This is a genomic window from Bradyrhizobium sp. UFLA03-84 (genome assembly GCF_002289535.1).
GTDB classification, from domain to species: Bacteria; Pseudomonadota; Alphaproteobacteria; order Rhizobiales; family Xanthobacteraceae; genus Bradyrhizobium; species Bradyrhizobium viridifuturi.
In genome coordinates, this window is the sequence record NZ_NSJY01000016.1 from 378,497 (window position 1) to 400,816 (window position 22,320).

General features: G+C 63.4%; 35 protein-coding genes. 2 read left to right on the plus strand and 33 right to left on the minus strand.

What is annotated here, in order from left to right:
• Positions 1 to 3: 3 nt before the first annotated feature.
• On the plus strand, positions 4 to 1,131 hold the full coding sequence (locus tag CK489_RS31810; RefSeq protein ID WP_095735097.1) for an Rv3169 family protein: 1,128 nt from the start codon (positions 4 to 6) through the stop codon (positions 1,129 to 1,131).
• A gap of 9 nt (positions 1,132 to 1,140) precedes the next feature.
• Complete coding sequence (locus CK489_RS31815; RefSeq protein WP_095735098.1) at positions 1,141 to 1,446, plus strand: hypothetical protein; 306 nt, start codon at positions 1,141 to 1,143, stop codon at positions 1,444 to 1,446.
• Between the two features lie 10 nt (positions 1,447 to 1,456).
• On the opposite strand, the gene CK489_RS31820 is transcribed toward CK489_RS31815, so the two are convergent.
• The 33 genes from CK489_RS31820 to rpsL form a co-directional block, all read right to left on the minus strand.
• Positions 1,457 to 1,750 carry a DUF1330 domain-containing protein gene (locus CK489_RS31820; protein ID WP_095735099.1) on the minus strand — a complete coding sequence of 98 codons (294 nt, stop codon included), beginning with the start codon at positions 1,748 to 1,750 and terminating at the stop codon, positions 1,457 to 1,459.
• A gap of 6 nt (positions 1,751 to 1,756) precedes the next feature.
• Positions 1,757 to 2,551 carry an SDR family NAD(P)-dependent oxidoreductase gene (locus tag CK489_RS31825; protein WP_050625749.1) on the minus strand — a complete coding sequence of 265 codons (795 nt, stop codon included), beginning with the start codon at positions 2,549 to 2,551 and terminating at the stop codon, positions 1,757 to 1,759.
• A gap of 291 nt (positions 2,552 to 2,842) precedes the next feature.
• On the minus strand, positions 2,843 to 3,259 hold the full coding sequence (rplQ, locus tag CK489_RS31830; protein WP_021081645.1) for a 50S ribosomal protein L17: 417 nt from the start codon (positions 3,257 to 3,259) through the stop codon (positions 2,843 to 2,845).
• A 206-nt stretch (positions 3,260 to 3,465) separates the two neighbouring features.
• Positions 3,466 to 4,485 (minus strand): DNA-directed RNA polymerase subunit alpha, encoded by a 1,020-nt coding sequence (locus CK489_RS31835; protein WP_018272129.1) that lies wholly within the window; start codon positions 4,483 to 4,485, stop codon positions 3,466 to 3,468.
• Positions 4,486 to 4,614: 129 nt separating this feature from the next.
• On the minus strand, positions 4,615 to 5,004 hold the full coding sequence (gene rpsK, locus CK489_RS31840) for a 30S ribosomal protein S11 (RefSeq protein WP_006021048.1): 390 nt from the start codon (positions 5,002 to 5,004) through the stop codon (positions 4,615 to 4,617).
• Positions 5,005 to 5,118: 114 nt separating this feature from the next.
• The gene (rpsM, locus tag CK489_RS31845) at positions 5,119 to 5,487 is read right to left on the minus strand and encodes a 30S ribosomal protein S13 (protein ID WP_050625747.1); all 369 of its coding nucleotides are present in this window, start codon (positions 5,485 to 5,487) and stop codon (positions 5,119 to 5,121) included.
• A 189-nt stretch (positions 5,488 to 5,676) separates the two neighbouring features.
• A complete protein-coding gene (locus tag CK489_RS31850; RefSeq protein ID WP_050625746.1) occupies positions 5,677 to 6,567 on the minus strand; it encodes an adenylate kinase in 891 nt (296 codons plus the stop codon).
• A gap of 71 nt (positions 6,568 to 6,638) precedes the next feature.
• The gene (gene secY, locus CK489_RS31855; RefSeq protein WP_021081647.1) at positions 6,639 to 7,973 is read right to left on the minus strand and encodes a preprotein translocase subunit SecY; all 1,335 of its coding nucleotides are present in this window, start codon (positions 7,971 to 7,973) and stop codon (positions 6,639 to 6,641) included.
• Between the two features lie 157 nt (positions 7,974 to 8,130).
• A complete protein-coding gene (gene rplO, locus CK489_RS31860; protein ID WP_095735100.1) occupies positions 8,131 to 8,616 on the minus strand; it encodes a 50S ribosomal protein L15 in 486 nt (161 codons plus the stop codon).
• A 21-nt stretch (positions 8,617 to 8,637) separates the two neighbouring features.
• Positions 8,638 to 8,829 (minus strand): 50S ribosomal protein L30, encoded by a 192-nt coding sequence (rpmD, locus tag CK489_RS31865; protein ID WP_024578582.1) that lies wholly within the window; start codon positions 8,827 to 8,829, stop codon positions 8,638 to 8,640.
• Positions 8,830 to 8,864: 35 nt separating this feature from the next.
• Entirely contained in the window at positions 8,865 to 9,440 is a 576-nt protein-coding gene (gene rpsE, locus CK489_RS31870; RefSeq protein ID WP_021081649.1) for a 30S ribosomal protein S5, read from the minus strand.
• Positions 9,441 to 9,498: 58 nt separating this feature from the next.
• Positions 9,499 to 9,858: a 50S ribosomal protein L18 gene (gene rplR, locus CK489_RS31875; protein WP_016843760.1), complete on the minus strand. Its 360-nt coding sequence runs from the start codon at positions 9,856 to 9,858 to the stop codon at positions 9,499 to 9,501.
• An 11-nt stretch (positions 9,859 to 9,869) separates the two neighbouring features.
• Positions 9,870 to 10,403 carry a 50S ribosomal protein L6 gene (gene rplF, locus CK489_RS31880; protein ID WP_050625743.1) on the minus strand — a complete coding sequence of 178 codons (534 nt, stop codon included), beginning with the start codon at positions 10,401 to 10,403 and terminating at the stop codon, positions 9,870 to 9,872.
• A 14-nt stretch (positions 10,404 to 10,417) separates the two neighbouring features.
• Positions 10,418 to 10,816 carry a 30S ribosomal protein S8 gene (gene rpsH, locus CK489_RS31885; RefSeq protein WP_021081651.1) on the minus strand — a complete coding sequence of 133 codons (399 nt, stop codon included), beginning with the start codon at positions 10,814 to 10,816 and terminating at the stop codon, positions 10,418 to 10,420.
• A gap of 16 nt (positions 10,817 to 10,832) precedes the next feature.
• Positions 10,833 to 11,138, minus strand: a complete 306-nt coding sequence (gene rpsN / locus CK489_RS31890) for a 30S ribosomal protein S14 (RefSeq protein ID WP_016843757.1) — start codon at positions 11,136 to 11,138, stop codon at positions 10,833 to 10,835.
• Positions 11,139 to 11,184: 46 nt separating this feature from the next.
• Positions 11,185 to 11,742, minus strand: coding sequence for a 50S ribosomal protein L5 (gene rplE, locus CK489_RS31895; protein WP_050420398.1), 558 nt, complete (start codon positions 11,740 to 11,742; stop codon positions 11,185 to 11,187).
• The gene (gene rplX, locus CK489_RS31900; protein WP_050625742.1) at positions 11,735 to 12,049 is read right to left on the minus strand and encodes a 50S ribosomal protein L24; all 315 of its coding nucleotides are present in this window, start codon (positions 12,047 to 12,049) and stop codon (positions 11,735 to 11,737) included. Before rplX ends, rplE begins: the two co-directional genes overlap by 8 nt.
• Positions 12,049 to 12,417, minus strand: coding sequence for a 50S ribosomal protein L14 (gene rplN, locus CK489_RS31905; RefSeq protein ID WP_011473865.1), 369 nt, complete (start codon positions 12,415 to 12,417; stop codon positions 12,049 to 12,051). The genes rplX and rplN overlap by 1 nt, the downstream gene beginning before the upstream one ends.
• A 75-nt stretch (positions 12,418 to 12,492) precedes the next feature.
• Positions 12,493 to 12,741: a 30S ribosomal protein S17 gene (gene rpsQ / locus CK489_RS31910; RefSeq protein WP_016843754.1), complete on the minus strand. Its 249-nt coding sequence runs from the start codon at positions 12,739 to 12,741 to the stop codon at positions 12,493 to 12,495.
• A gap of 10 nt (positions 12,742 to 12,751) precedes the next feature.
• Positions 12,752 to 12,958: a 50S ribosomal protein L29 gene (gene rpmC / locus CK489_RS31915; RefSeq protein ID WP_021081654.1), complete on the minus strand. Its 207-nt coding sequence runs from the start codon at positions 12,956 to 12,958 to the stop codon at positions 12,752 to 12,754.
• A 5-nt stretch (positions 12,959 to 12,963) separates the two neighbouring features.
• The gene (gene rplP / locus CK489_RS31920) at positions 12,964 to 13,377 is read right to left on the minus strand and encodes a 50S ribosomal protein L16 (protein ID WP_016843752.1); all 414 of its coding nucleotides are present in this window, start codon (positions 13,375 to 13,377) and stop codon (positions 12,964 to 12,966) included.
• Positions 13,378 to 13,407: 30 nt separating this feature from the next.
• Positions 13,408 to 14,109, minus strand: a complete 702-nt coding sequence (gene rpsC, locus CK489_RS31925; protein ID WP_018272135.1) for a 30S ribosomal protein S3 — start codon at positions 14,107 to 14,109, stop codon at positions 13,408 to 13,410.
• 20 nt (positions 14,110 to 14,129) lie between these two features.
• Complete coding sequence (rplV, locus tag CK489_RS31930) at positions 14,130 to 14,516, minus strand: 50S ribosomal protein L22 (RefSeq protein ID WP_018272136.1); 387 nt, start codon at positions 14,514 to 14,516, stop codon at positions 14,130 to 14,132.
• 10 nt (positions 14,517 to 14,526) lie between these two features.
• Positions 14,527 to 14,805, minus strand: a complete 279-nt coding sequence (rpsS, locus tag CK489_RS31935; protein WP_018272137.1) for a 30S ribosomal protein S19 — start codon at positions 14,803 to 14,805, stop codon at positions 14,527 to 14,529.
• 12 nt (positions 14,806 to 14,817) lie between these two features.
• Positions 14,818 to 15,651, minus strand: a complete 834-nt coding sequence (rplB, locus tag CK489_RS31940) for a 50S ribosomal protein L2 (protein WP_024578573.1) — start codon at positions 15,649 to 15,651, stop codon at positions 14,818 to 14,820.
• Between the two features lie 12 nt (positions 15,652 to 15,663).
• A complete protein-coding gene (locus tag CK489_RS31945; protein WP_016843746.1) occupies positions 15,664 to 15,963 on the minus strand; it encodes a 50S ribosomal protein L23 in 300 nt (99 codons plus the stop codon).
• Positions 15,960 to 16,580, minus strand: a complete 621-nt coding sequence (gene rplD / locus CK489_RS31950; RefSeq protein WP_050625843.1) for a 50S ribosomal protein L4 — start codon at positions 16,578 to 16,580, stop codon at positions 15,960 to 15,962. The genes CK489_RS31945 and rplD overlap by 4 nt, the downstream gene beginning before the upstream one ends.
• 1 nt (position 16,581) lies before the next feature.
• The gene (rplC, locus tag CK489_RS31955; RefSeq protein ID WP_050625741.1) at positions 16,582 to 17,301 is read right to left on the minus strand and encodes a 50S ribosomal protein L3; all 720 of its coding nucleotides are present in this window, start codon (positions 17,299 to 17,301) and stop codon (positions 16,582 to 16,584) included.
• Between the two features lie 54 nt (positions 17,302 to 17,355).
• Positions 17,356 to 17,664: a 30S ribosomal protein S10 gene (gene rpsJ / locus CK489_RS31960; RefSeq protein ID WP_002712302.1), complete on the minus strand. Its 309-nt coding sequence runs from the start codon at positions 17,662 to 17,664 to the stop codon at positions 17,356 to 17,358.
• 83 nt (positions 17,665 to 17,747) lie between these two features.
• On the minus strand, positions 17,748 to 18,938 hold the full coding sequence (gene tuf / locus CK489_RS31965) for an elongation factor Tu (RefSeq protein ID WP_021081658.1): 1,191 nt from the start codon (positions 18,936 to 18,938) through the stop codon (positions 17,748 to 17,750).
• Between the two features lie 39 nt (positions 18,939 to 18,977).
• The gene (gene fusA / locus CK489_RS31970) at positions 18,978 to 21,050 is read right to left on the minus strand and encodes an elongation factor G (RefSeq protein ID WP_050625740.1); all 2,073 of its coding nucleotides are present in this window, start codon (positions 21,048 to 21,050) and stop codon (positions 18,978 to 18,980) included.
• Positions 21,051 to 21,080: 30 nt separating this feature from the next.
• The gene (rpsG, locus tag CK489_RS31975; protein WP_050625739.1) at positions 21,081 to 21,551 is read right to left on the minus strand and encodes a 30S ribosomal protein S7; all 471 of its coding nucleotides are present in this window, start codon (positions 21,549 to 21,551) and stop codon (positions 21,081 to 21,083) included.
• Positions 21,552 to 21,566: 15 nt separating this feature from the next.
• Positions 21,567 to 21,938, minus strand: a complete 372-nt coding sequence (gene rpsL, locus CK489_RS31980) for a 30S ribosomal protein S12 (protein ID WP_028168167.1) — start codon at positions 21,936 to 21,938, stop codon at positions 21,567 to 21,569.
• Positions 21,939 to 22,320: the final 382 nt, after the last annotated feature.

Here is a 22,320-nt window from a genome sequence, read left to right on the forward strand (position 1 = left end):
CGTGTGCTCAACAAGCTTGACGACTTCCCGATCCACCAGACCCCGGAGCCGATCGCGGTTCCCGTCACCAGCGACCGCAATGTCTATGACCGGACCTGGTTCAACGGCTACACCGCCGACGGCGCGTATTATTTCGGCATCGGGATCGCGATCTATCCGCACCGCAAGATCCTCGACTGCGCCTTCAGCGTGGTGGAGCGCGGCGGACGGCAGCACTGCTTCTACGGCTCGCGCCGCGCGCCGCTCGAGCGCACCGAGATGCAGGTCGGCCCGTTCCGGCTCGAGGTCATCGAACCGATGCTGCGGACCCGGGTCGTGCTCGACGACAATGCGACCGGCCTTGCCTGCGACCTGACCTTCTCCGCGCGCACGGCTGCGATCCAGGAAGCCCGCCAGACGCTGTGGTCGGGCGACCGCCGCGCGATGGACTCGACCCGCTTCGACCAGTTCGGTCGCTGGAGCGGCGTCATCCGTCACCCCGATGGCGAGATCAAGGTCGACGATCGCACCTGCTACGGCACCAAGGATCGCTCCTGGGGCGTCCGCAATGTCGGCGAGCGCGACGTCGGCGGCGCGCCGATGCCGCTGCCGAGCGTGTTCTTCCTGTGGGCGCCGCTGGTCTGGGACGACCACATCTCGCACGCGATCTTCTTCGACGGCACGCAGGGCGAGGCGCTGGTCCGCGAGGGCATCACCGCGCCGCTCTACCGGAGCGAGGCCGAGGTCCCCGGCGTGGTCGATGGCCTCGACCGCCGCATGGCGACTGCGCGGCACCGCGTGACCTACGTGCCGAATACCCGGCTGGCGCAGTCGGCGGAAATCGATCTCGTCGATATCGACGGCCACACCACGACCATCGCGCTCGATCCGATCCTCAAATTCCAGATGAAGGGTCTCGGCTACGGCCATCCGCAATGGGGCCAGGGCATGTGGAAGGGCGAGCTCGAGATCGGCGGCGAGTCGTTCGATCCTGCGACGCTCGACCCGCTGGCGCGCGAGAACGTCCACGTGCAACAGGTGGTGCGCACCCGCCAGGGCAGCCAGACGGGAATCGGCGTGCTGGAGCAGATATGCTTCGGCCCCTATCGCCCGGCCGGCTTCAGCGAGTTTCTCGACGGCGCCAAAGGATAGCGTGCCGTAATGGTAGAAGACGAGTACGCCTTCGATGCCGGCGACTGGCGCTGTGTCGCCGTACGATCGGATCGGCCATGGGGCAACGGCCTTAAGGTGCGCGCATTCGATCGCAAGGGTCACCCGCTTTTCGTCGTAGACTTCGTATGCCATCCCGAGCTGCCCGCCTACGAAGAGTTGCAGGCGATGAGCACAAGCGAGTTGATCGATTTGGCCGCGCTGCGGTTGCATGCTGAGGAATGCAGACGCTCCCTAATGGAGGCCCGAGAACAGGGTCTCCACCTGATACTCGGATTTCAGGCAACACTGGATTGACCGACGTCCATCAGCCTGCTGTGCCTTCCACAAAGATCAGCCGTCGTTCCAGCGCAGTCGCGCGAAGCTTCAGCGCTTCGGCGTACTCCGCGGACGCGTACCATTGGCGCAGGCGTGCCATGGTCGGAAATTCGACGATGACGATGGCGTTCGGCGGCGGACCGCCCTCCACCACTTCAGCGTTGCCGCCGCGCACGATGTAGCGACCGCCATACTGTTCGATGGTTTTCGCCGCCAGCGTTCGATAGGCCTCGAACGCCGAGGCGTCGCGCATCTCGACCTCTGAAATCACATAGGCCGCCATGCACCCTCACGCGATGGTATTGACGATGCCGCCCTCCGCGCGCAGCGCGGCGCCATTGGTCGCAGACGCCTGCTTCGAGCAGACATAGACCACGAGATTGGCGATCTCCTCGGTGCTGGCGAAGCGCTGCAGCAGCGAGGTCGGGCGGTGCTGCTTGACGAAGTTGGAGGCCGCCTCCTCGACCGACTGGCCGTTCTGCTTGGCGAGATCCTTGACGAAGGTCTCGACGCCCTCGGACATGGTCGGTCCGGGCAGCACGGAGTTGACGGTCACGGCGGTGCCCTTGGTCAGTTCCGCAAGCCCGCGCGCGATCGCAAGCTGCGCGGTCTTGGTCATGCCGTAGTGGATCATCTCGGTCGGAATGTTGAGCCCCGACTCCGAGGAGATGAAGACGATGCGGCCCCAGTTGCGCTTCAGCATGCCCTGCATGTAGCCGCGCGACAGCCGCACGCCCGACATCACGTTGACCTCGTAGAAGCGGCTCCAGTCCTCGTCCGGAATGTCGAAGAAGCCCTTCGGCTCGAAGATGCCGGCATTGTTGACGAGGATGTCGACCTCGGGCAGCGCCGCAAGCAAGGCCTTGCAGCCGGCCGCGGTCGAGACGTCGGCGGCGATGCCGCGAACCTTGGCGCCTGGCACCGCCTTGGCGATCGCAGCAATCGCTGCATCGACCTTGGCCTGGCTGCGGCCGTTGACCACGACCTCCGCGCCGGTCCCGGCCAGCCCCTTGGCGATGGCGTTGCCGATGCCCGCAGTCGAGCCGGTTACCAGCGCAGTCTTTCCGGAAAGGTCGATCTTCATTTGTCATCTCCGTTTATGTGGATGGAGATATCGGGCGCGACATGAAGCACCGCAATTGCATCTCACCGACGCGTGAGGAAGTAGAGCACACCTCGTCGTCCCGGCGAAAGCCAGGACCCATTACCACCACATTCGATTGTGAACGGGACCGCCGCCTCACCGCCGTGCAGCAATCAGCCGTTGGGGTTATGGGGCCTGGCTTTCGCCGCGACGACGACTGAGATAGAGAGCCGCGCAAAACAAAAACGGCGCCCGAGGGCGCCGTTTTCAAATCTCTGGCTCAAGAGCGGCTTACGCCGCCTCGGCTTCCTTGTCCTGGGCCGGACCGGAGTCCTGGCCCTTGGCGTCGACGTCGCGGTCGACGAACTCGATCACCGCCATCGCCGCGTTGTCGCCGTAGCGGAAGCCGGCCTTGATGATGCGGGTGTAGCCGCCCTGGCGGTCCTTGTAACGGGTCGCCAGCGTGTCGAACAGCTTCTTGACCTGGTCCTGGTCGCGCAGCTCGGAGATCGCCTGGCGGCGCAGGGCGAGACCGCCCTTCTTGCCGAGAGTGACGAGCTTCTCGACGATCGGCCGCAGCTCCTTGGCCTTCGGCAGCGTGGTGACGATCTGCTCGTGCTTGATCAGCGCGGCCGCCATGTTGGCGAACATCGCACGCCGATGCTCGGCGGTGCGGTTGAGCTTCCGATGAACCTTGCCGTGACGCATTGACTTTTTCCTTCTTCAATTCTGTCGCGGTGGTTCAGCGACAAGTGCAGGTGGGCATCCTGCGTTCGCCCGCAAAAGCGCGACGTCGCGCTTTTACTACTTGGTTTGGGCATGATCCTTATCGGAAAACCGCTGCGCACTTTTCCGGGATCATGCCGCAAAAAAATCGTGGCCGGAAAGTTTCCGGCCACGGCGGTGAAAATGGATCAGTAGTGATCCTCGAAGCGCTTGGCGAGCTCGTCGATGTTCTCCGGCGGCCAGCCCGGCACTTCCATGCCGAGGTGCAGACCCATCTGGGCCAGCACTTCCTTGATCTCGTTCAGCGACTTGCGGCCGAAGTTCGGGGTACGGAGCATTTCCGCTTCCGACTTCTGCACGAGGTCGCCGATGTAGACGATGTTGTCGTTCTTCAGGCAGTTTGCCGAACGCACCGACAGCTCGAGCTCGTCGACCTTCTTGAGGAACGCCGGGTTGAACGCCAGATCGGGGATGATCTCCTGCGTGACTTCCTTGCGCGGCTCTTCGAAGTTGACGAACACGTTGAGCTGATCCTGCAGGATGCGCGCGGCGTAGGCCACCGCGTCCTCCGGCGTGATCGCGCCGTTGGTCTCGATCGTCATGGTCAGCTTGTCGTAGTCGAGGATCTGGCCCTCACGGGTATTCTCGACCTTGTAGGAGACCTTGCGGACCGGCGAGAACAGGCTGTCGACCGGGATCAGGCCGATCGGAGCGTCCTCGGGACGATTGCGCTCGGCGGCGACATAGCCCTTGCCGGTGGTGACCGTGAACTCCATGCGAATCTCGGCGCCGTCGTCCAGCGTGCAGAGCTGCAGGTCGGGGTTGAGCACGGTGACGTCGCCGACAGTCTGAATGTCGCCGGCGGTGACGGCACCCGGGCCCTGCTTCTTCACGACCATGCGCTTCGGGCCTTCGCCCTGCATCTTGATCGAGATGTCCTTGATGTTGAGCACGATGTCGGTGACGTCTTCACGGACACCGGCGATCGAGGAGAACTCGTGCAGCACGCCGTCGATGTGCACCGACTGCACCGCCGCGCCCTGCAGCGAGGACAGCAGGATGCGGCGCAGCGCGTTGCCGAGCGTCTGGCCGAAGCCGCGCTCGAGCGGCTCGGCGACGACGGTGGCGAACCGGCTCGCGTCCGAGCCCGGCGTCACCTGCAGCTTGTTCGGTCGAATGAGTTCTTGCCAATTTTTCTGGATCGTCACTTTTTCACCCTTTGCCGGTCACAAGGCCGATCGAGTGGCCGTACCTGGCGTTGGAGATCGCGGAACAGTCCGCGCGGTCAATTCCAAAAACCATCGCGGGGCGGCTGGACGCCGCCCGCGACTTACAGATCAAACGCGCCGACGCTTGCGCGGACGGCAGCCATTGTGCGGGATCGTGGTCACGTCGCGGATCGAGGTGACGGTGAAGCCCGCAGCCTGCAGCGCGCGGAGCGCCGACTCACGGCCCGAACCCGGGCCGGCCACTTCAACCTCCAGCGTGCGCATGCCGTGTTCCTGCGCCTTCTTGGAGACGTCTTCCGCCGCGACCTGCGCGGCATAGGGGGTCGACTTGCGCGAGCCCTTGAAGCCCATCGTACCGGCCGACGACCAGGCAATGGTGTTGCCCTGCGCGTCGGTGATGGTGATGGTCGTGTTGTTGAACGACGAATTCACGTGCGCGATGCCGGAGGCGATGTTCTTGCGTTCGCGGCGGCGTACGCGGGTGGCTTCCTTGCCCATTTCAAACCTTTCCTGTGATCTCAACGCCGCCGTAGTGCCAGCGGCTACACCTCAAAACGCAAATGGCGAGTAGCGAATTTCGATTCGCTACTCCCCACCTGCAATTCGCAAAACTTACTTCTTCTTGCCGGCGATCGCCTTGGCCGGCCCCTTGCGCGTGCGCGCATTGGTGTGGGTGCGCTGGCCGCGCACCGGCAGACCGCGGCGATGACGCAGGCCGCGATAGCAGCCGAGGTCCATCAGCCGCTTGATGTTGATGCCGACCTCGCGACGGAGGTCACCCTCGACCAGATAGTCGCGGTCGATGACTTCGCGGATCTGGAGGACCTCCTGGTCGGTCAACTGACTGACGCGACGGTCCACCGGGATCTTCACCTTCTCGATGATGTCGGCAGCGTTCTTCTGGCCGATACCATGGATGTACTGAAGCGCGATCAGGACGCGCTTGTTGGTCGGAATGTTGACGCCGGCAATACGGGCCACGGACTTCTCTCCTGTCGCCGCTCCATCACGGATACGGGCTTCTCAAGTTTGCTCTCTGCGGGCTTGTGTCCACAAACGCGAACACGACGCCCTTCCCCTCATGTCCTTCGGGGCCCGGCATCGTCATAAAACTATCCAACTTGGATGCGGGGCTTATTAAAGGATTCATGTCGGTTTCGTCAACCGCTCCTAGCGTTTAGCTCGCTTTTTCGTGAGCTTTTTTGCTGCCTTTTTGGCGGTCTTTGCCCCCTTCCGGGCATTGGCGGCGCTGGCGGCCTTCCTTCCAGCCTTCTTGGCGGCTTTCTTCGTCCCCCTGGCCTTGACGACCGCCTTTGAGGCCCCCTTGGTGGCCTTTCGGGCCGGTTTGGCGGCCTTCTTGGCCGATTTGGCAGCCTTCTTAGTCGTCTTCTTCGCGGTCTTCTTGGCCGCCTTGGAGGCGGTCGAGGCGCGCTTGGCAGCCCGCTTGGGCTCCTCGTGCTCCTTCGGTTCCAGCGCGCCGAGCGCGGTCAGGATCCGGTTGATCTCGCGGGTGACGTGCTCGATGGTCATCATGCCATCGACCGTCAGTAGCTTCCGCCGCTCCGAATAATAGTGAATCAGCGGCTCCGTCAGCGAGCGGTACTGCGCCAGGCGCTTGGTCAGCACTTCCGGCGTGTCGTCGAGGCGGACTTCCTCGCCGCGCGCACGGGTTTCCTCGGCGCGCTTTTCGACGCGGGCGAGCAGCGCGCTCTCGTTAACCCGCAGTTCGACAACTGCGTCGAGCTTGAGGTGCTTCTTGCGGAGCAGTTCGTCCAAGGCCTCAGCCTGCGGCACGGTGCGCGGGAAACCGTCGAGGATGAAGCCCTTCTTGGCGTCGGGCTCCTCGATTCGGTCGGCGATGATTCCCACCACGACCTCGTCGGGAACCAGGCCGCCATTGGCCATGATCTCCTTGGCCTGCAGGCCGACCGGGGTGCCCGCGGCAACCGCGGCACGCAGCATCTCGCCGGTCGAGAGCTGGACGATGCCATGCCGGTGCACCAGCCGCTGCGCCTGGGTTCCCTTGCCCGAGCCCGGCGGCCCCAAAAGGATCAATCTCATATCTGTTTCGCCCCCCGGCTAGGTGGGCGACGTCCGCACACCTGTGTTTTGAGTTCGGCGCCGCGCCGCGATCAGCGGCGGCGGCCTCCCCTGAGCTTCGACTTCCTGATCAGCCCTTCATACTGATGAGCGAGCAGATAGCCCTGCACCTGCGACACCGTATCCATCGTCACGCTGACGACGATCAGAAGCGAGGTGCCACCAAAGTAGAACGGGACCGAGGCATAGGAAATCAGAATTTCCGGAATCAAGCAGACGATCGCGAGATAGATCGCGCCGAGCACCGTGATGCGCGACAGCACGTAGTCGATATATTCCGCCGTGCGCTCACCGGGCCGGATGCCTGGGATGAAGCCGCCATGCTTCTTCAGATTGTCCGCGGTCTCGGTCGGGTTGAACACGATCGCGGTGTAGAAGAAGGCGAAGAACACGATCAGCGCCAGATACATCAGCAGGAACAGCGGACGGCCGTGGCTGAGCTGGGTGGTGAGCCACTGGAACCACTCCGGTCCCTTGCCGGCGTTGAAGTTCGCGACCGTAGTCGGCAGCAGCAGCAGCGACGAGGCGAAGATCGGCGGAATCACGCCCGAGGTGTTGAGCTTGAGCGGCAGATGCGAGGACTGGCCCTCGAACATCTTGTTGCCGACCTGGCGCTTCGGATACTGGATCAGCAGCCGGCGCTGGGCGCGCTCCATGAACACGATGAAGGCGATCACCGCGACCGCCATCACGATGACGATCAGGATCAGGCCGGTCGACATCGCGCCCTGGCGGCCGAGTTCCAGCATGTTGGCGAGCGCCGACGGCAGCTCGGCGACGATGCCGGACAGAATGATCAGCGAGATACCGTTGCCGATGCCGCGCGAGGTGATCTGCTCACCGAGCCACATCAGGAACATGGTGCCGCCGGTCAGCGTGATCGCGGTCGAGATCCGGAAGAACATGCCGGGGTCGCTGACGACGTTGCCGGCGCCTTCGAGTCCGATCGCGATGCCGTAGGACTGGAACAGCGCCAGGATCACCGTCAGATAGCGGGTGTACTGGTTCAGCGTCTTGCGGCCCGCCTCACCTTCCTTCTTGAGCGCCTCGAGCTGCGGCGACACGGTGGTCAGCAGCTGCACGATGATCGATGCCGAGATGTACGGCATGATGTTCAGCGCGAAGATCGCCATGCGGTGGATGCCGCCGCCGGCGAACATGTTGAACATGCCGAGGATGCCGCCGGACTGGCTGCGGAACACCTGCTCCCAGATGTTGGGATCGATGCCGGGGAGCGGGATGTAGGTGCCCAGCCGATAAACAAGCAGCGCACCCAGGGTGAACCAGATGCGCTTCTTCAGCTCGTCGGCTTTCGCCAGCTGTCCGAAATTGAGGTTGGCGGCAAGTTGTTCGGCTGCTGAGACCATGTTCGGCTTTCTCCCGGAGCCCGCTTCGCCGACGCCCCAAGAACTCGTTCTATCGGGGCGATCGGCAGACACCGGACATTATCTGGTGCTCGGCCTCGATAAGTCCATCATTCGATCTGCGGATTGCCCGCGCGGCGCGCGGGCAATGACGCAGATGTTACGCCGCTTCGCCTTCTTCCTTGGCGGGGGCCAGGATCTTGACCGAGCCGCCGGCCTTTTCGACCGCGGCAATGGCCGACTTGGAAGCGCCGTAGGCTTCGATGGTCAGCTTGGTCTTGATCTCGCCGCGGCCGAGCAGCCGCAGGCCGTCCTTGGCGCGACGCAGCACGCCGGCCTTGACCAGCGTCTCGACGGTCACGGTCTCGCTGGCGTTGACCAGCTTGTTGTCGATCGCTTCCTGCAGACGGTCGAGATTGATCTCTGCGAAGTCGAGCCGGAAGATGTTGTTGAAACCGCGCTTCGGCAGACGGCGATGCATCGGCATCTGGCCGCCTTCGAAACCCTTGATGCGGACGCCCGAACGCGCGGTCTGGCCCTTGCCGCCGCGGCCCGAGGTCTTGCCCTTGCCGGAACCGATGCCACGGCCGACACGCATGCGCTTCTTGCGCGAGCCGGCGTTGTCGGCGATATCGCTGAGCTTCATCGCCCTTCTCCTTATCTCTGCTTACTCGCCGACGACGCGGACGAGATGCTGAACCTTGCTGATCATGCCGCGAACTTCAGGAGTGTCCTGCAGCTCGGCAACCCGGCCGATCTTGTTGAGCTTGAGGCCGATCAGCGTCGAACGCTGCGAGTGATGGCGGCGGATCGCGCTGCCGGTCTGCTCGACCTTGATCGTCTTGCTGGCCTTGGCCATCGTCTTGAACTCCAGAAAGCGCTGGTCGCGCGGGGTTATTCCGCCACCACTTCGGCGTCGCCGCCGACGCGGCGCGACTGCAGGGTGGAGACCTTGATGTTGCGGCGCGCAGCCACCGAGCGCGGCGAATCCTGATGCTTCAGCGCGTCGAAGGTCGCGCGAACCATGTTATAGGGATTCGACGAACCGATGGACTTCGCCACCACGTCCTGGATGCCGAGCGTCTCGAACACCGCGCGCATCGGGCCGCCGGCGATGATGCCGGTACCCGCCGGAGCGGTACGCAGATAGACGCGACCGGCGCCGTGACGGCCGGCGACGTCGTGATGCAGCGTGCGGCCTTCGCGGAGCGCGACGCGCGTCAGATTGCGCTTCGCCGATTCGGTCGCCTTGCGGATCGCTTCCGGAACTTCGCGCGCCTTGCCGTGGCCGAAACCGACCCGGCCCTTCTGGTCGCCGATCACGACCAGCGCTGCGAAACCGAAGCGCTTGCCGCCCTTGACGACCTTCGCCACGCGATTGATGTGGACGAGCTTGTCGACGAACTCGCTGTCGCGCTCCTCGCGCTCCCTGCTCCGTTCGCGGCCGCCGCGTTCGCGTTCACCTGCCATGGTGTTTTCCAATCTCTAGGAGGCTTGCGCCTCTTTCCTCGTAATCGTTCAAATTCGGTTAGAAGCTGAGCCCGCCTTCGCGCGCCGCATCCGCGAGCGCCTTTACGCGCCCGTGATAGATGTAGGCGCCGCGATCGAACACGACTTCCTTGACGCCCTTCTGCGCTGCGCGTTCCGCCAGCAGCTTGCCGACGGCCTTCGCAGCATCGATGTCGGCGCCGGTCTTGCCGGCGTCGCGCATGGTCTTCTCCAGCGACGAGGCTGAAGCGAGCGTCTCGCCCTTCTGGTCGTCGATGACCTGGGCGTAGATGTGCTTGGACGAGCGGAACACCGACAGCCGCGGACGGCCGCCTGCCGAGCGGCGAAGCGCAAGGCGCACGCGCTGCTTGCGCCGGGCATTCGTAACCTTGAGTGACATGACCGGCTCCGTTACTTCTTCTTGCCTTCCTTGCGGAAGATGAATTCGTTGGCGTACTTCACGCCCTTGCCCTTGTAGGGCTCCGGCGGACGGTAGGCGCGGATCTCCGCGGCGACCTGGCCGACGCGCTGCGGATCGTTGCCGGTGATCGTGATCTCGGTCGGCTTCGGCACCGCGATGGTGATGCCTTCCGGGATCGCGTACACCACGTCGTGGCTGTAGCCGAGCGCGAGCTGCAGGTTCTTGCCCTGCATCGCGGCGCGGTAACCGACGCCGGTGATCTCGAGCTTCTTCTCGAAGCCCTTGGTGACGCCCTCGACGAGGTTGGCGACCTGCGCACGCGCGGTGCCGTACATCGCCTGCGCGCGGTTGGTCTTGACGCGCGGAGCGACCTTGACCTGGCCGTTCTCGAACTTCACCTCGACGTCGTCATGCACGACGAACTGAAGCGCGCCCTTCGGCCCCTTCATCTTCACCGTCTGGCCCTCGACAGTCGCCGTCACACCCGACGGGATCGTCACCGGCCGCTTGCCGATACGTGACATCGTAAAATCCTTCCTCAGAACACCGTGAAGAGAACTTCGCCGCCCACGTTGGCGTCACGCGCCTCGTGGTCAGCCATGATTCCCTTCGGCGTCGACAACACCGAAATGCCGAGACCGTTGTTCACGCGCGGCAGGTTCTTCACCGAGGCGTAAACGCGCCGGCCCGGCTTCGACACCCGCTCGATCTCGCGGATGACGGGCTCGCCGTCGAAATACTTCAGCTCGATCTCGAGCTCGCTGCGGCCCGAGGCATGCTCGACGCTGGCGTAGCCGCGGATGTAGCCCTCGGACTTCAGCACTTCGAGCACGTTGGCGCGCATCTTCGAGCCGGGGCTCGAGACCTTCGACTTCGAACGCATCTGCGCATTGCGGATGCGGGTGATGAGATCGCTGATCGGATCGTGCGTAGACATTGTTCCGACCCTCCCCTTACCAGCTCGACTTCACGAGGCCCGGAACCAGACCCTTGGAGCCGAGTTCACGCAGCGCGATGCGCGAGAGCTTGTTCTTGCGATAGTTCGAGCGCGGACGCCCGGTCAGCTCGCAACGGTTGCGGATGCGCGTCGGCGACGAGTTGCGCGGCATCTCGGCGAGCTTCAGCGTCGCCGCGAAACGCTCTTCCATCGGCTTGGTCTTGTCGGCGATGATCGCCTTCAGCTTCTCGCGGCGCGGGCCGGCGTTCTTCGCCATCCGCTTGCGCCGGTTGTTCTTCTCGACTGAACTCTTCTTTGCCATGCTTGGCTCCTGGGTATCCGCGTTTGAGTGGCTTTGGCTCAGCTACTCACTGCCGGAACGGGAAATTGAAAGCGGTCAACAAGGCACGCGCCTCGTCGTCGGTCTTGGCGGTGGTGCAGACCGTGATGTCCATGCCACGCGCTTCCGAGACCTTGTCGAAGTCGATCTCGGGGAAAATGATGTGCTCCTTGATGCCGAGCGAATAGTTGCCGCGGCCGTCGAAGCTCTTCGGGTTCAGGCCGCGGAAGTCGCGGACGCGGGGCAGCGCCACGTTCACCAGGCGGTCGATGAACTCGTACATATGGGCCTTGCGCAGCGTCACCTTGCAGCCGATCGGCTGGTTCTCACGCAGCTTGAAGGTCGCGATCGCGATACGCGAATAGGTCACGATCGCCTTCTGGCCGGCGATCTGGGTCAGCTCGGCAGCGGCGGTCTCGGCCTTCTTGCGGTCGTTGACGGAATCGCCCACGCCCATGTTGAGCACGACCTTGTCGAGGCGCGGCACCTGCATCACGTTGGCGTAACCGAACTTCTCGGTCATCATGCCACGGATCTTCTTGTCATACTCCGCGCGCAGACGCGGCGTGTAAGCTGTATCAGCCATCGATCTCTGCTCCCGAGCTCTTGGCAACACGAACCTTCTTGCCATCGGCATGAATCTTGAACCCGATGCGGGTCGGCTTTCCGTCCTTGCCGACATACGCAATGTTGGAAAGATCGATCGGCATCTCCTTGGAGATGATGCCGCCTTCCTGGGTCTGGGTCTGCTTCTGGTGACGCTTCACCATGTTGATGCCGCGGACGAGAGCCTTGTTCTCGTCCGGACGCACCTCGAACACCTCGCCGGTGCGACCCTTGTCGCGGCCGGTGAGCACCATCACCTTGTCGCCCTTGCGGATCTTGGCAGCCATCACAGCACCTCCGGCGCGAGCGAAATGATCTTCATGTGGTTCTTGGCGCGCAGCTCGCGCGGCACCGGCCCGAAGATACGGGTGCCGACCGGCTCGGACTGATTGTTGATCAGCACGGCGGCGTTGCGGTCGAAGCGGATGACCGAACCGTCGGCGCGGCGGATGTCCTTGCGGACCCGGACCACGACGGCCTTCATCACGTCGCCCTTTTTCACCTTGCCACGCGGAATGGCTTCCTTGATCGACACAACGATAACATCGCCCACGGTGGCATAGCGGCGCTTGGAACCTCCAAGAACCTTGATGCACATGACACGGCGTGCGCCAGAATTATCGGCCACGTCGAGGTTGGTCTGCATCTGAATCATTGATGCACCTCGTCCTCTTTCTGCGCTTTAGCGCGCTCAAAATTTCCCTGAATGACTTCGGCCAGGCCGAGGTAATCAGGCCGTTTTCTTGTGTTCGCCCCGGACCACGGTCCAGCGCTTCAGCTTCGAGATCGGCTTCGATTCCTCGATCCAGACCATGTCGCCCGGCTTGAACTGGTTGTTCTCGTCGTGCGCGTGGTAGTTCTTGGAACGGCGGATCGTCTTCTTGTAGATCGGGTGGGTGAAGCGGCGATCGACGCGCACCACGATGGTCTTGGCTTGCTTGTCGCTGACGACCACGCCCTGCAGAGTACGTTTCGGCATAGCTGGCCCCTTACTTCTTCTTCGCGCGCAGCTGCGCGGCGATGGTCTTGATACGAGCGATGTCGCGGCGGGCTTCCCGCATCCGCGACGTGTTCTCCAGCTGCCCGGTGGCGCGCTGGAAACGCAGGTTGAAGCGTTCCTTCTTCAGGTTCAGGACCGCATCTTCCCGCTGGTCGTCGCTCATCGCGCGAATGTCTTCAACTTTCATCTCGGCCATGGCGATTACTCCGCAATGCGCGCAACGAAGCGCGTCTTGATCGGCAGCTTGGCGGCGGCGAGCGACAGCGCTTCCTTCGCGGTCTGCACCGGCACGCCGTCGATCTCGAACATCACGCGGCCCGGCTTGATCCGGACCACCCACAATTCCGGCGCGCCCTTGCCGGAGCCCATGCGGACTTCGGCGGGCTTCTTCGACACCGGCACGTCCGGGAACACGCGGATCCAGACGCGGCCGGCGCGCTTCATGTGACGGGTCAGCGCGCGGCGGGCGGCTTCGATCTGACGGGCGGTGACGCGCTCAGGCTCCATCGCCTTCAGGCCGAACTGGCCGAACGCCAACGTCGCGCCAGAGGTCGCAACGCCGTGGATACGGCCCTTATGCGCCTTCCGGAACTTCGTTTTCTTAGGTTGCATCATGGCTTTAAGCCCTCAAATTCCTGCTTTGCCTCAAGCGGCGTCGCGGCGCGAACGCGGCGTGTTGTCGCCTTCCGCCATCTTCTTGTCCTGGGCCATCGGATCGTGCTCGAGGATCTCGCCCTTGAAGATCCAGACCTTGACGCCGCAGGTGCCGAAGGTCGTGAACGCGGTGGCGACGCCGTAGTCGACGTCGGCGCGCAGCGTGTGCAGCGGCACGCGACCTTCGCGGTACCACTCCATGCGCGCGATTTCGGCGCCGCCGAGACGGCCCGAGCAGTTGATGCGGATACCCTCGGCGCCGAGACGCATCGCCGACTGCACGGCGCGCTTCATGGCGCGGCGGAACGCAACGCGGCGCTCGAGCTGCTGGGCGATCGATTCAGCGACCAAGGTCGCGTCGAGCTCCGGCTTGCGGATTTCGACGATGTTGATCACGACGTCCGACGAGGTGATGTCGGCAACCTTCTTGCGCAGCTTGTCGATATCGGCGCCCTTCTTGCCGATCACGACGCCCGGACGGGCCGAATGGATCGTCACGCGGCACTTCTTGTGCGGACGCTCGATCACGATGCGGGCGACGGCCGCCTGCTTGAGCTCCTTGTGCAGGATCTCGCGGATCTTGACGTCCTCGTGCAGGAGCTTGCCGTATTCCTGCTTGCCGGCGAACCAACGGGAATCCCAGGTCCGGTTGATGCCGAGACGCAGCCCGATTGGATTGATCTTTTGACCCATCGTCTTCTCCTGCGCCCTTCTTAGGCGCTTGCCTCGGCCTCGACCTGACGAACCACGATGGTCAGGTGCGAGAACGGTTTGAACACACGGCCCGAACGGCCACGGCCGCGCGGAGCAAAACGCTTCATCACGATGCCGTTGCCGACATGCGCCTCGGCAACGACGAGGTCGTCGACATCGAGGTCATGGTTGTTCTCGGCGTTGGCGATCGCCGATTCCAGGCACTTCTTGACGTCGACCGCGATCCGCTTGCGCGAGAACTGCAGGTCGGCGAGCGCAGCGGACGCCTTGCGGCCGCGGATCAGCTGCGCCACCAGGTTCAGCTTCTGCGGGCTGACGCGCAGCATGCGGGCGACGGCCTTGGCCTCATTGTCCGCGAGGCTACGTTCGCGCTTTGGTTTGCTCATCGTCTATTCCTCAAGCCTTCTTGGCTTTCTTGTCGCCCGAGTGGCCGTGGAAGGTCCGGGTCGGCGAGAACTCGCCGAACTTGTGACCCACCATTTCCTCGTTGATCGCCACCGGCACATGCTTCTGGCCGTTGTAGACACCGAAGGTCAGGCCGACGAACTGCGGCAGGATGGTGGAGCGGCGGCTCCAGATCTTGATGACGTCGTGACGGCCGGACGCGCGGGCGGCATCTGCCTTCTTGAGCAGAGAACCCTCGACGAACGGGCCTTTCCAGACTGAACGAACCATGTCCGGCGTTCCTTACTTCTTCCGCTTGTGGCGGCTGAGGAGAATGAATTTGTTGGTCGACTTGTTGGTGCGGGTCTTCTTGCCCTTGGTCGGCTTGCCCCACGGAGTGACCGGGTGACGACCGCCCGAGGTACGACCTTCACCACCGCCGTGCGGGTGATCGATCGGGTTCATGACGACGCCGCGGTTGTGCGGACGCCAGCCGAGCCAGCGGGTACGACCGGCCTTGCCGATCGAGATGTTCATGTGATCCGGGTTCGAGACCGCGCCGATCGTGCCGCGGCAACGGCCGTGCACGAGACGCTGCTCGCCCGAGTTCAGGCGGACGATCACGTAGTCCTGGTCGCGGCCGACGATCTGGGCGTAGGTACCGGCGGAGCGCGCCAGCTGGCCGCCCTTGCCGATCTTCAGCTCGATGTTGTGCACGATCGTGCCGACCGGCATGTTGCCGAGCGGCATGACGTTGCCCGGCTTCACGTCGACATAGTTGCCGGCGACGACGGTGTCGCCCGCCGCCAGACGCTGCGGCGCCAGGATGTAGGCGAGCTCGCCGTCCTGATACTTGATCAGCGCGATGAACGCGGTGCGGTTCGGATCATACTCGAGCCGCTCCACGACCGCCGGCATGTCCACCTTGTCGCGGCGGAAGTCGACGGTGCGGTAGGCCTTCTTGTGGCCGCCGCCGCGGAAACGCACGGTGATGCGGCCGGTGTTGTTGCGACCGCCATTGCCGAGCTTGCCCTCGGTCAGGGTCTTCACCGGCTTGCCCTTGTAGAGCGCCGAACGATCGACCATGACCAGCTGGCGCTGGCCCGGCGTCGTGGGATTAAAGGTTTTCAATGCCATCGTCGTTGCGCCTTATAGTCCGGTAGTCACGTCGATGCGGTGGCCCTCTTCAAGGGTCACGATCGCGCGCTTGGTGTCCGACTGCGAGCCGAGATTGCCGCGGAACACCTTGGTCTTGCCCTTGCGGACGAGGGTGTTGACGCTCTTCACCTTGACGTCGAACAGCTTCTCGACCGCTTCCTTGATCTGCGGCTTGGTCGCCTTGCCGGCGACCTTGAACAGCACCTTGTTGTGCTCGGAGGCGAGCGTCGCCTTTTCCGTCACGACGGGAGAGATGATGACGTCGTAGTGGCGCGGATCGATGTTCTTCATTTGAAGCGCGCCTCCAGCGCATCAACCGCAGCCTTGGTCAGCACCAGCTTGTGGCGGCGGAGAATGTCGTAGACGTTGATGCCCTGGATGGGCAGCACGTCGATGTTCGGAATGTTGCGGGCCGCGGTCGCGAAACCGTTGTTCAGCTCGGCGCCGTCGATGATCAGCGCATTGGTCAGGCCGAGGCCCGAGAAATGTCCGAGCAGCGCCTTGGTCTTGGCGGCCTCGAGCTGCGCATTGTCGATCACGATCAGCCCGCCGTCCTTGGCCTTGGCCGACAGCGCATGCTTCAGCGCGAGCGCACGCACCTTCTTCGGCAGGTCGGTCGCATGGGAGCGAACCACCGGACCGAACGCGCGGCCACCGCCGCGGAACTGCGGCACGCGGGCCGAGCCGTGACGGGCGCCGCCGGTGCCCTTCTGCTTGTACATCTTCTTGCCGGTGCGCCAGACGTCGGCGCGGCCCTGGGCCTTGTGGGTGCCAGCCTGACGCTTGTTCAGCTGCCACTGCACGCAGCGCTGAATGATGTCGGCGCGCGGCTCGAGACCGAAGATCGCATCCGAGAGCTCGACGGATCCGGCGTCCTTGCCTTCAAGGGTCGTGACTTTCAGTTCCATCTCACGCGCCCTCCTGCTCGGCCGCAGCCTCGGCAGCTTCGCCGCCGGCAACCTTGAACTTGCCGGGCTTCGGGGCTTCCTTCGGCAGCGGCTTCTTGACCGCGTCGCGCACCGAGATCCAGCCGCCCTTGGAGCCGGGAACGGCGCCTTCGACGAGGATCAGGCCGCGCTCGACGTCGGTCTGCACCACGCGCAGATTGAGCGTGGTGATGCGGTCGACGCCCATGTGACCGGGCATCTTCTTGTTCTTGAAGGTCTTGCCGGGATCCTGACGGCCACCGGTCGAACCGATCGAGCGGTGGGAGACCGACACACCGTGGGTGGCGCGCAGACCGCCGAAATTCCAGCGCTTCATGCCGCCGGCAAAACCCTTACCGATCGAGGTGCCGGTCACGTCGACGAACTGGCCGACCACGAAATGGTCCGCCTGGATCTCCGCGCCGACCGGGATCAGCGCATCCTCGGACACGCGGAACTCGGCGACCTTGCGCTTCGGCTCGACCTTGGCGACTGCGAACTGGCCGCGTTCGGCCTTGGGCATGTACACGGTCTTGCGGGCGCCCGAGCCGAGCTGCAGAGCGACATAGCCGTTCTTCTCGGTCGTGCGGTGGCCCAGCACCTGGCAGTTGCCCAACTTCAGCACGGTCACAGGGATATGCTCGCCGGTCTCCGTAAAGACCCGCGTCATCCCGACCTTCTGTGCGATCACTCCGGAGCGCATCGGCGTGCTTCCTGTCTTTCTGTCCGCAAGCGGCGGACGTAAAAATCCAAAACCTTAGAGCTTGATCTCGACGTCGACACCGGCGGCCAGGTCGAGCTTCATCAGCGCATCGACGGTCTGCGGGGTCGGATCGACAATGTCGAGGAGGCGCTTGTGAGTGCGCATCTCGAATTGCTCGCGGCTCTTCTTGTCAACGTGCGGCGAACGGTTGACGGTGAACTTCTCGATGCGGGTCGGCAGCGGAATCGGTCCGCGAACCTGCGCACCGGTGCGCTTCGCCGTGTTCACGATCTCGCGGGTCGACGTATCGAGGATTCGATGGTCGAACGCCTTGAGACGGATGCGAATATTTTGGCCGTTCATTGCCGTATTCTTTCTTTAGTGAGTGGCGAGTAGCGAATAGCGAATGGTGACCCACCCGCTACTCGCCATTCCCTATTCGCGTATTACTCGATGATGGCGGCGACGACGCCGGCGCCGACGGTGCGGCCGCCTTCGCGGATCGCGAAGCGCAGCTTCTCTTCCATCGCGATCGGCACGATCAGGTGCACTTCCATCGCGATGTTGTCGCCCGGCATCACCATCTCGGTGCCTTCCGGCAGATGCACGACACCGGTCACGTCGGTCGTGCGGAAGTAGAACTGCGGACGGTAGTTGGTGAAGAACGGGGTGTGACGACCGCCCTCTTCCTTGGTGAGGATGTAAGCCTCAGCCTTGAACTTGGTGTGCGGCTTGACCGAACCGGGCTTGCACAGCACCTGGCCACGCTCGACTTCCTCGCGCTTGGTGCCGCGGAGCAGCGCACCGATGTTGTCGCCGGCCTGGCCCTGATCGAGCAGCTTGCGGAACATTTCGACGCCGGTGACGATGGTCTTCTGGGTGTCGCGGATACCGACGATTTCGATTTCCTCGCCGACCTTGATCACGCCGCGCTCGACACGGCCGGTGACGACGGTGCCACGGCCCGAGATCGAGAACACGTCTTCGACCGGCATCAGGAACGGCTGGTCGATCGGACGCTCCGGCTGCGGGATGTACTCGTCGACATTGCGCATCAGCTCGAGGATGGCGTCGTGGCCGAGCTTCTTGTCCTTGTCTTCGAGGGCGGCGAGCGCCGAACCCTTGATGATCGGAATGTCATCGCCCGGGAATTCGTACTTCGAGAGCAGTTCGCGAACTTCCATCTCGACGAGCTCGAGCAGCTCCGGATCGTCGACCATGTCGCACTTGTTGAGGAACACGACGAGCGCGGGGACGCCGACCTGGCGGGCGAGTAGGATGTGCTCGCGGGTCTGCGGCATCGGGCCGTCAGCAGCCGACACGACCAGGATCGCGCCGTCCATCTGGGCAGCGCCGGTGATCATGTTCTTGACGTAGTCGGCGTGGCCGGGGCAGTCGACGTGCGCGTAGTGGCGGTTCTGCGTCTCGTACTCGACGTGAGCGGTCGAGATCGTGATGCCGCGCGCCTTCTCTTCCGGCGCCTTGTCGATCTGGTCGTAGGCGGTGAACGTCGCGCCGCCGGTTTCTGCGAGCACCTTGGTGATCGCTGCGGTCAGCGAGGTCTTGCCATGGTCGACGTGACCGATGGTGCCGATGTTGCAGTGGGGCTTGTTACGCTCGAATTTAGCTTTGGCCATTTGACTCTCCGTTCAATCGTTGACTGCCGTCAACGACAATCAGGCAAACTTCTTCTGGACTTCAGCCGACACGTTCGCCGGAGCTTCGGCGTAGTGATCGAACTGCATGGTGAAGGTCGCGCGACCCTGGCTCATCGAGCGCAGGTTGTTCACGTAACCGAACATGTTCATGAGCGGCACCATCGCGTTGATGACGTTGGCGTTGCCGCGCATGTCTTGGCCCTGGATCTGGCCGCGCCGGGAATTCAGGTCGCCGATGACCGAACCGGTGTAGTCTTCCGGGGTCACCACCTCGACCTTCATGATCGGCTCGAGCAGAACGGACTTGCCCATCTGCAGCGCCTCGCGGAAGCAGGCGCGCGTGGCGATTTCGAAGGCCAGCGCCGACGAGTCGACGTCGTGATACTTGCCGTCGATCAGCTGCACCTTGACGTCGACGATCGGGAAGCCCGCGACCACGCCGGAGGACAGCACGCTCTCGAGGCCCTTTTCGACGCCCGGGATGTACTCCTTCGGCACCGCGCCGCCGACGATCTTCGATTCGAACTCGTAGCCCTTCCCGGCTTCGTTCGGCTCGACGATGATGGTGACGGCCGCGAACTGGCCGGTACCGCCGGTCTGCTTCTTGTGGGTGTAGCTGTGCTCGACCCGCTTGGTGACACGCTCACGGAACGCCACCTGCGGCGCGCCGATGTTGGCGTCGACCTTGTAGGTGCGCTTGAGGATGTCGACCTTGATGTCGAGATGCAGTTCGCCCATGCCCTTGAGGATGGTCTGGCCGGACTCGTGGTCGGTCGACACGCGGAACGACGGATCCTCCGCGGCGAGCTTGGCAAGCGCCACGCCCAGCTTTTCCTGGTCGGCCTTCGACTTCGGCTCGATCGCGATCTCGATCACCGGCTCCGGGAATTCCATCTTCTCGAGGATGACCGGCTTGTTGGGGTCGCACAGCGTGTCGCCGGTGCGCGCTTCCTTCAGGCCAGCCAGCGCGACGATGTCGCCGGCGTAGGCTTCCTTGATGTCTTCGCGGTTGTTCGCATGCATCAGCAGCATGCGGCCGATACGTTCCTTCTTCTCGCGGGTCGAGTTCACGACGCCGGTGCCCGACTGCAGGATACCGGAATAGATGCGGCAGAAGGTGATGGTGCCGACGAACGGGTCGTCCATGATCTTGAACGCGAGCAGCGCCAGTGGCTCCTTGTCGTCCGCCTTGCGCACGACCTCGTTGCCGTCCTCATCGGTGCCCTTGATCGCGGGCACGTCGACCGGCGACGGCAAGTAGTCGACGACGGCGTCGAGCAGCGGCTGCACGCCCTTGTTCTTGAACGCCGAGCCGCACAGCACCGGATAGAACGCGCCGGTCAGCACGGCCTTGCGGATCAGGCGCTTCAGGGTCGCCTCGTCCGGCTCATTGCCGTCGAGGAACGCAGCGAGAGCGTCGTCGTCGAGCTCGACGGCGGCTTCCACCATCTTCTCGCGATATTCCTTGGCCTGCTCGACCAGATCTTCCGGGATGTCGACATAGTCGAACTTGGCGCCGAGCGATTCATCGTTCCAGATGACGCCCTTCATTTTCACGAGGTCGACGAGACCCTTGAAGTTGTTCTCGGCACCGATCGGCAGCTGAATCGCGATCGGCTTGGCGCCGAGGCGGTCGACGATGTCGGCCAGGCACTTGAAGAAGTCGGCACCGGTCTTGTCCATCTTGTTGGCGAAGACGATGCGCGGAACCTTGTACTTGTCGCCCTGGCGCCAGACGGTCTCGGTCTGAGGCTCGACGCCCTGGTTGGAGTCGAGAACGCAAACGGCGCCGTCGAGCACGCGCAGCGAACGCTCGACTTCAATGGTGAAGTCGACGTGGCCGGGGGTGTCGATGATGTTCAGGCGCTTGCCGTTCCAGAACGCGGTGGTCGCAGCCGAGGTGATCGTGATGCCACGCTCCTGCTCCTGCTCCATCCAGTCCATCGTCGCGGCACCTTCGTGCACCTCGCCGATCTTGTGGCTCTTGCCGGTGTAATACAGGATACGCTCGGTGGTCGTGGTCTTGCCGGCGTCGATATGCGCCATGATACCGAAGTTGCGGTAGTCCTCGATGGCATGTTGGCGGGGCATGAGACTGTTCCTTAGATTCCGTTATTCGCCTTACCAGCGATAGTGCGAGAACGCGCGGTTGGCTTCCGCCATCCGGTGCACGTCTTCACGCTTCTTAACCGCGTTGCCGCGGTTGTTCGAGGCGTCGAGCAGCTCCGCCGAGAGACGCTCGGTCATGGTCTTCTCGTTGCGCTCGCGGGCAGCCGAGATCAGCCAGCGGATGCCGAGCGCCTGACGGCGCACCGAACGGACTTCCACCGGAACCTGGTAGGTCGCGCCGCCGACGCGGCGGGAACGGACCTCGATGGTCGGCATCACGTTCTCAAGCGCCTGCTCGAACACGCCGAGCGGGTTCTGCTTGGTCTTGGTCTCGATCATGCCGAGCGCACCGTAGACGATGTTTTCGGCAACCGACTTCTTCCCGGCGTACATCACCGAGTTCATGAACTTCGTAATGATGATGTTCCCGAACTTCGGATCCGGAAGAACTTCACGCTTCTCAGCAGAATGGCGACGCGACATCTGATCGTTTCCCGCTTACTTCGGACGCTTCGCGCCGTACTTCGAACGACGCTGCTTACGGTTCTTGACGCCCTGGGTATCCAGCACGCCGCGGAGGATGTGGTAGCGCACGCCGGGCAAGTCCTTGACGCGGCCGCCGCGGATCATGACCACCGAGTGCTCCTGAAGGTTATGGCCCTCACCCGGGATGTAACCGATCACCTCGAAGCCGTTGGTCAGGCGCACCTTGGCAACCTTACGAAGCGCCGAGTTCGGCTTCTTCGGGGTCGTGGTGTAGACGCGCGTGCACACGCCGCGCTTCTGCGGCGACTGCTGCAGCGCCGGCACCTTCTTACGTGACTTCTGCACTTCACGCGGTTTTGCGATCAGCTGGTTGATCGTCGGCATGTAGCCTTCACCCTTTAGTTCGCGCGAAGCCTTGAATGGCTTCGCCAATTCTTCTCGGGAAAAGCCGTCCCGTACGGCCCGCTCGACGCGAATCAAATACCCGCGCAAAGCGAAATCGCGCCAACCACTCATCGCTGAGCGGAAAGCGCTTCGACGCCACAGAGGACCGCGATTCCGTACCGTTCAGCGTTCGCTGTCCGGCCCGCCACCGAGGTCATGCATCCGAAATCACTCTCAAGAGGACGTGCTCAAGAGAACCAATATCGTCCTGGCATTGCCTAGCTATCATCGACAGCGTTTGAGCGGCATTCGTCGAGGTTGGTGCCCGTCCGGCGCCTGAAAAAGGGCCTTCGGGTGTTCCGTTCCGACGCTGGCGTAGCTC

What these genes read in the sequence shown, in the direction of transcription:
- CK489_RS31815 (WP_095735098.1), top strand. Translation starts at nt 1,141, where the DNA reads ATGGTAGAAGACGAGTACGCCTTCGATGCCGGCGACTGGCGCTGTGTC.
- CK489_RS31820 (WP_095735099.1), bottom strand. Translation starts at nt 1,750, where the DNA reads ATGGCGGCCTATGTGATTTCAGAGGTCGAGATGCGCGACGCCTCGGCG.
- CK489_RS31825 (WP_050625749.1), bottom strand. Translation starts at nt 2,551, where the DNA reads ATGAAGATCGACCTTTCCGGAAAGACTGCGCTGGTAACCGGCTCGACT.
- rplQ (WP_021081645.1), bottom strand. Translation starts at nt 3,259, where the DNA reads ATGCGTCACGGCAAGGTTCATCGGAAGCTCAACCGCACCGCCGAGCAT.
- rpsK (WP_006021048.1), bottom strand. Translation starts at nt 5,004, where the DNA reads ATGGGCAAGGAAGCCACCCGCGTACGCCGCCGCGAACGCAAGAACATC.
- CK489_RS31850 (WP_050625746.1), bottom strand. Translation starts at nt 6,567, where the DNA reads ATGAGATTGATCCTTTTGGGGCCGCCGGGCTCGGGCAAGGGAACCCAG.
- secY (WP_021081647.1), bottom strand. Translation starts at nt 7,973, where the DNA reads ATGGTCTCAGCAGCCGAACAACTTGCCGCCAACCTCAATTTCGGACAG.
- rplO (WP_095735100.1), bottom strand. Translation starts at nt 8,616, where the DNA reads ATGAAGCTCAGCGATATCGCCGACAACGCCGGCTCGCGCAAGAAGCGC.
- rpmD (WP_024578582.1), bottom strand. Translation starts at nt 8,829, where the DNA reads ATGGCCAAGGCCAGCAAGACGATCAAGGTCGAGCAGACCGGCAGCGCG.
- rpsE (WP_021081649.1), bottom strand. Translation starts at nt 9,440, where the DNA reads ATGGCAGGTGAACGCGAACGCGGCGGCCGCGAACGGAGCAGGGAGCGC.
- rplR (WP_016843760.1), bottom strand. Translation starts at nt 9,858, where the DNA reads ATGTCACTCAAGGTTACGAATGCCCGGCGCAAGCAGCGCGTGCGCCTT.
- rplF (WP_050625743.1), bottom strand. Translation starts at nt 10,403, where the DNA reads ATGTCACGTATCGGCAAGCGGCCGGTGACGATCCCGTCGGGTGTGACG.
- rpsH (WP_021081651.1), bottom strand. Translation starts at nt 10,816, where the DNA reads ATGTCTACGCACGATCCGATCAGCGATCTCATCACCCGCATCCGCAAT.
- rpsN (WP_016843757.1), bottom strand. Translation starts at nt 11,138, where the DNA reads ATGGCAAAGAAGAGTTCAGTCGAGAAGAACAACCGGCGCAAGCGGATG.
- rplE (WP_050420398.1), bottom strand. Translation starts at nt 11,742, where the DNA reads ATGGCTGATACAGCTTACACGCCGCGTCTGCGCGCGGAGTATGACAAG.
- rplX (WP_050625742.1), bottom strand. Translation starts at nt 12,049, where the DNA reads ATGGCTGCCAAGATCCGCAAGGGCGACAAGGTGATGGTGCTCACCGGC.
- rplN (WP_011473865.1), bottom strand. Translation starts at nt 12,417, where the DNA reads ATGATTCAGATGCAGACCAACCTCGACGTGGCCGATAATTCTGGCGCA.
- rpsQ (WP_016843754.1), bottom strand. Translation starts at nt 12,741, where the DNA reads ATGCCGAAACGTACTCTGCAGGGCGTGGTCGTCAGCGACAAGCAAGCC.
- rpmC (WP_021081654.1), bottom strand. Translation starts at nt 12,958, where the DNA reads ATGGCCGAGATGAAAGTTGAAGACATTCGCGCGATGAGCGACGACCAG.
- rplP (WP_016843752.1), bottom strand. Translation starts at nt 13,377, where the DNA reads ATGATGCAACCTAAGAAAACGAAGTTCCGGAAGGCGCATAAGGGCCGT.
- rpsC (WP_018272135.1), bottom strand. Translation starts at nt 14,109, where the DNA reads ATGGGTCAAAAGATCAATCCAATCGGGCTGCGTCTCGGCATCAACCGG.
- rplV (WP_018272136.1), bottom strand. Translation starts at nt 14,516, where the DNA reads ATGAGCAAACCAAAGCGCGAACGTAGCCTCGCGGACAATGAGGCCAAG.
- rpsS (WP_018272137.1), bottom strand. Translation starts at nt 14,805, where the DNA reads ATGGTTCGTTCAGTCTGGAAAGGCCCGTTCGTCGAGGGTTCTCTGCTC.
- rplB (WP_024578573.1), bottom strand. Translation starts at nt 15,651, where the DNA reads ATGGCATTGAAAACCTTTAATCCCACGACGCCGGGCCAGCGCCAGCTG.
- CK489_RS31945 (WP_016843746.1), bottom strand. Translation starts at nt 15,963, where the DNA reads ATGAAGAACATCGATCCGCGCCACTACGACGTCATCATCTCTCCCGTC.
- rplD (WP_050625843.1), bottom strand. Translation starts at nt 16,580, where the DNA reads ATGGAACTGAAAGTCACGACCCTTGAAGGCAAGGACGCCGGATCCGTC.
- rplC (WP_050625741.1), bottom strand. Translation starts at nt 17,301, where the DNA reads ATGCGCTCCGGAGTGATCGCACAGAAGGTCGGGATGACGCGGGTCTTT.
- rpsJ (WP_002712302.1), bottom strand. Translation starts at nt 17,664, where the DNA reads ATGAACGGCCAAAATATTCGCATCCGTCTCAAGGCGTTCGACCATCGA.
- tuf (WP_021081658.1), bottom strand. Translation starts at nt 18,938, where the DNA reads ATGGCCAAAGCTAAATTCGAGCGTAACAAGCCCCACTGCAACATCGGC.
- fusA (WP_050625740.1), bottom strand. Translation starts at nt 21,050, where the DNA reads ATGCCCCGCCAACATGCCATCGAGGACTACCGCAACTTCGGTATCATG.
- rpsG (WP_050625739.1), bottom strand. Translation starts at nt 21,551, where the DNA reads ATGTCGCGTCGCCATTCTGCTGAGAAGCGTGAAGTTCTTCCGGATCCG.
- rpsL (WP_028168167.1), bottom strand. Translation starts at nt 21,938, where the DNA reads ATGCCGACGATCAACCAGCTGATCGCAAAACCGCGTGAAGTGCAGAAG.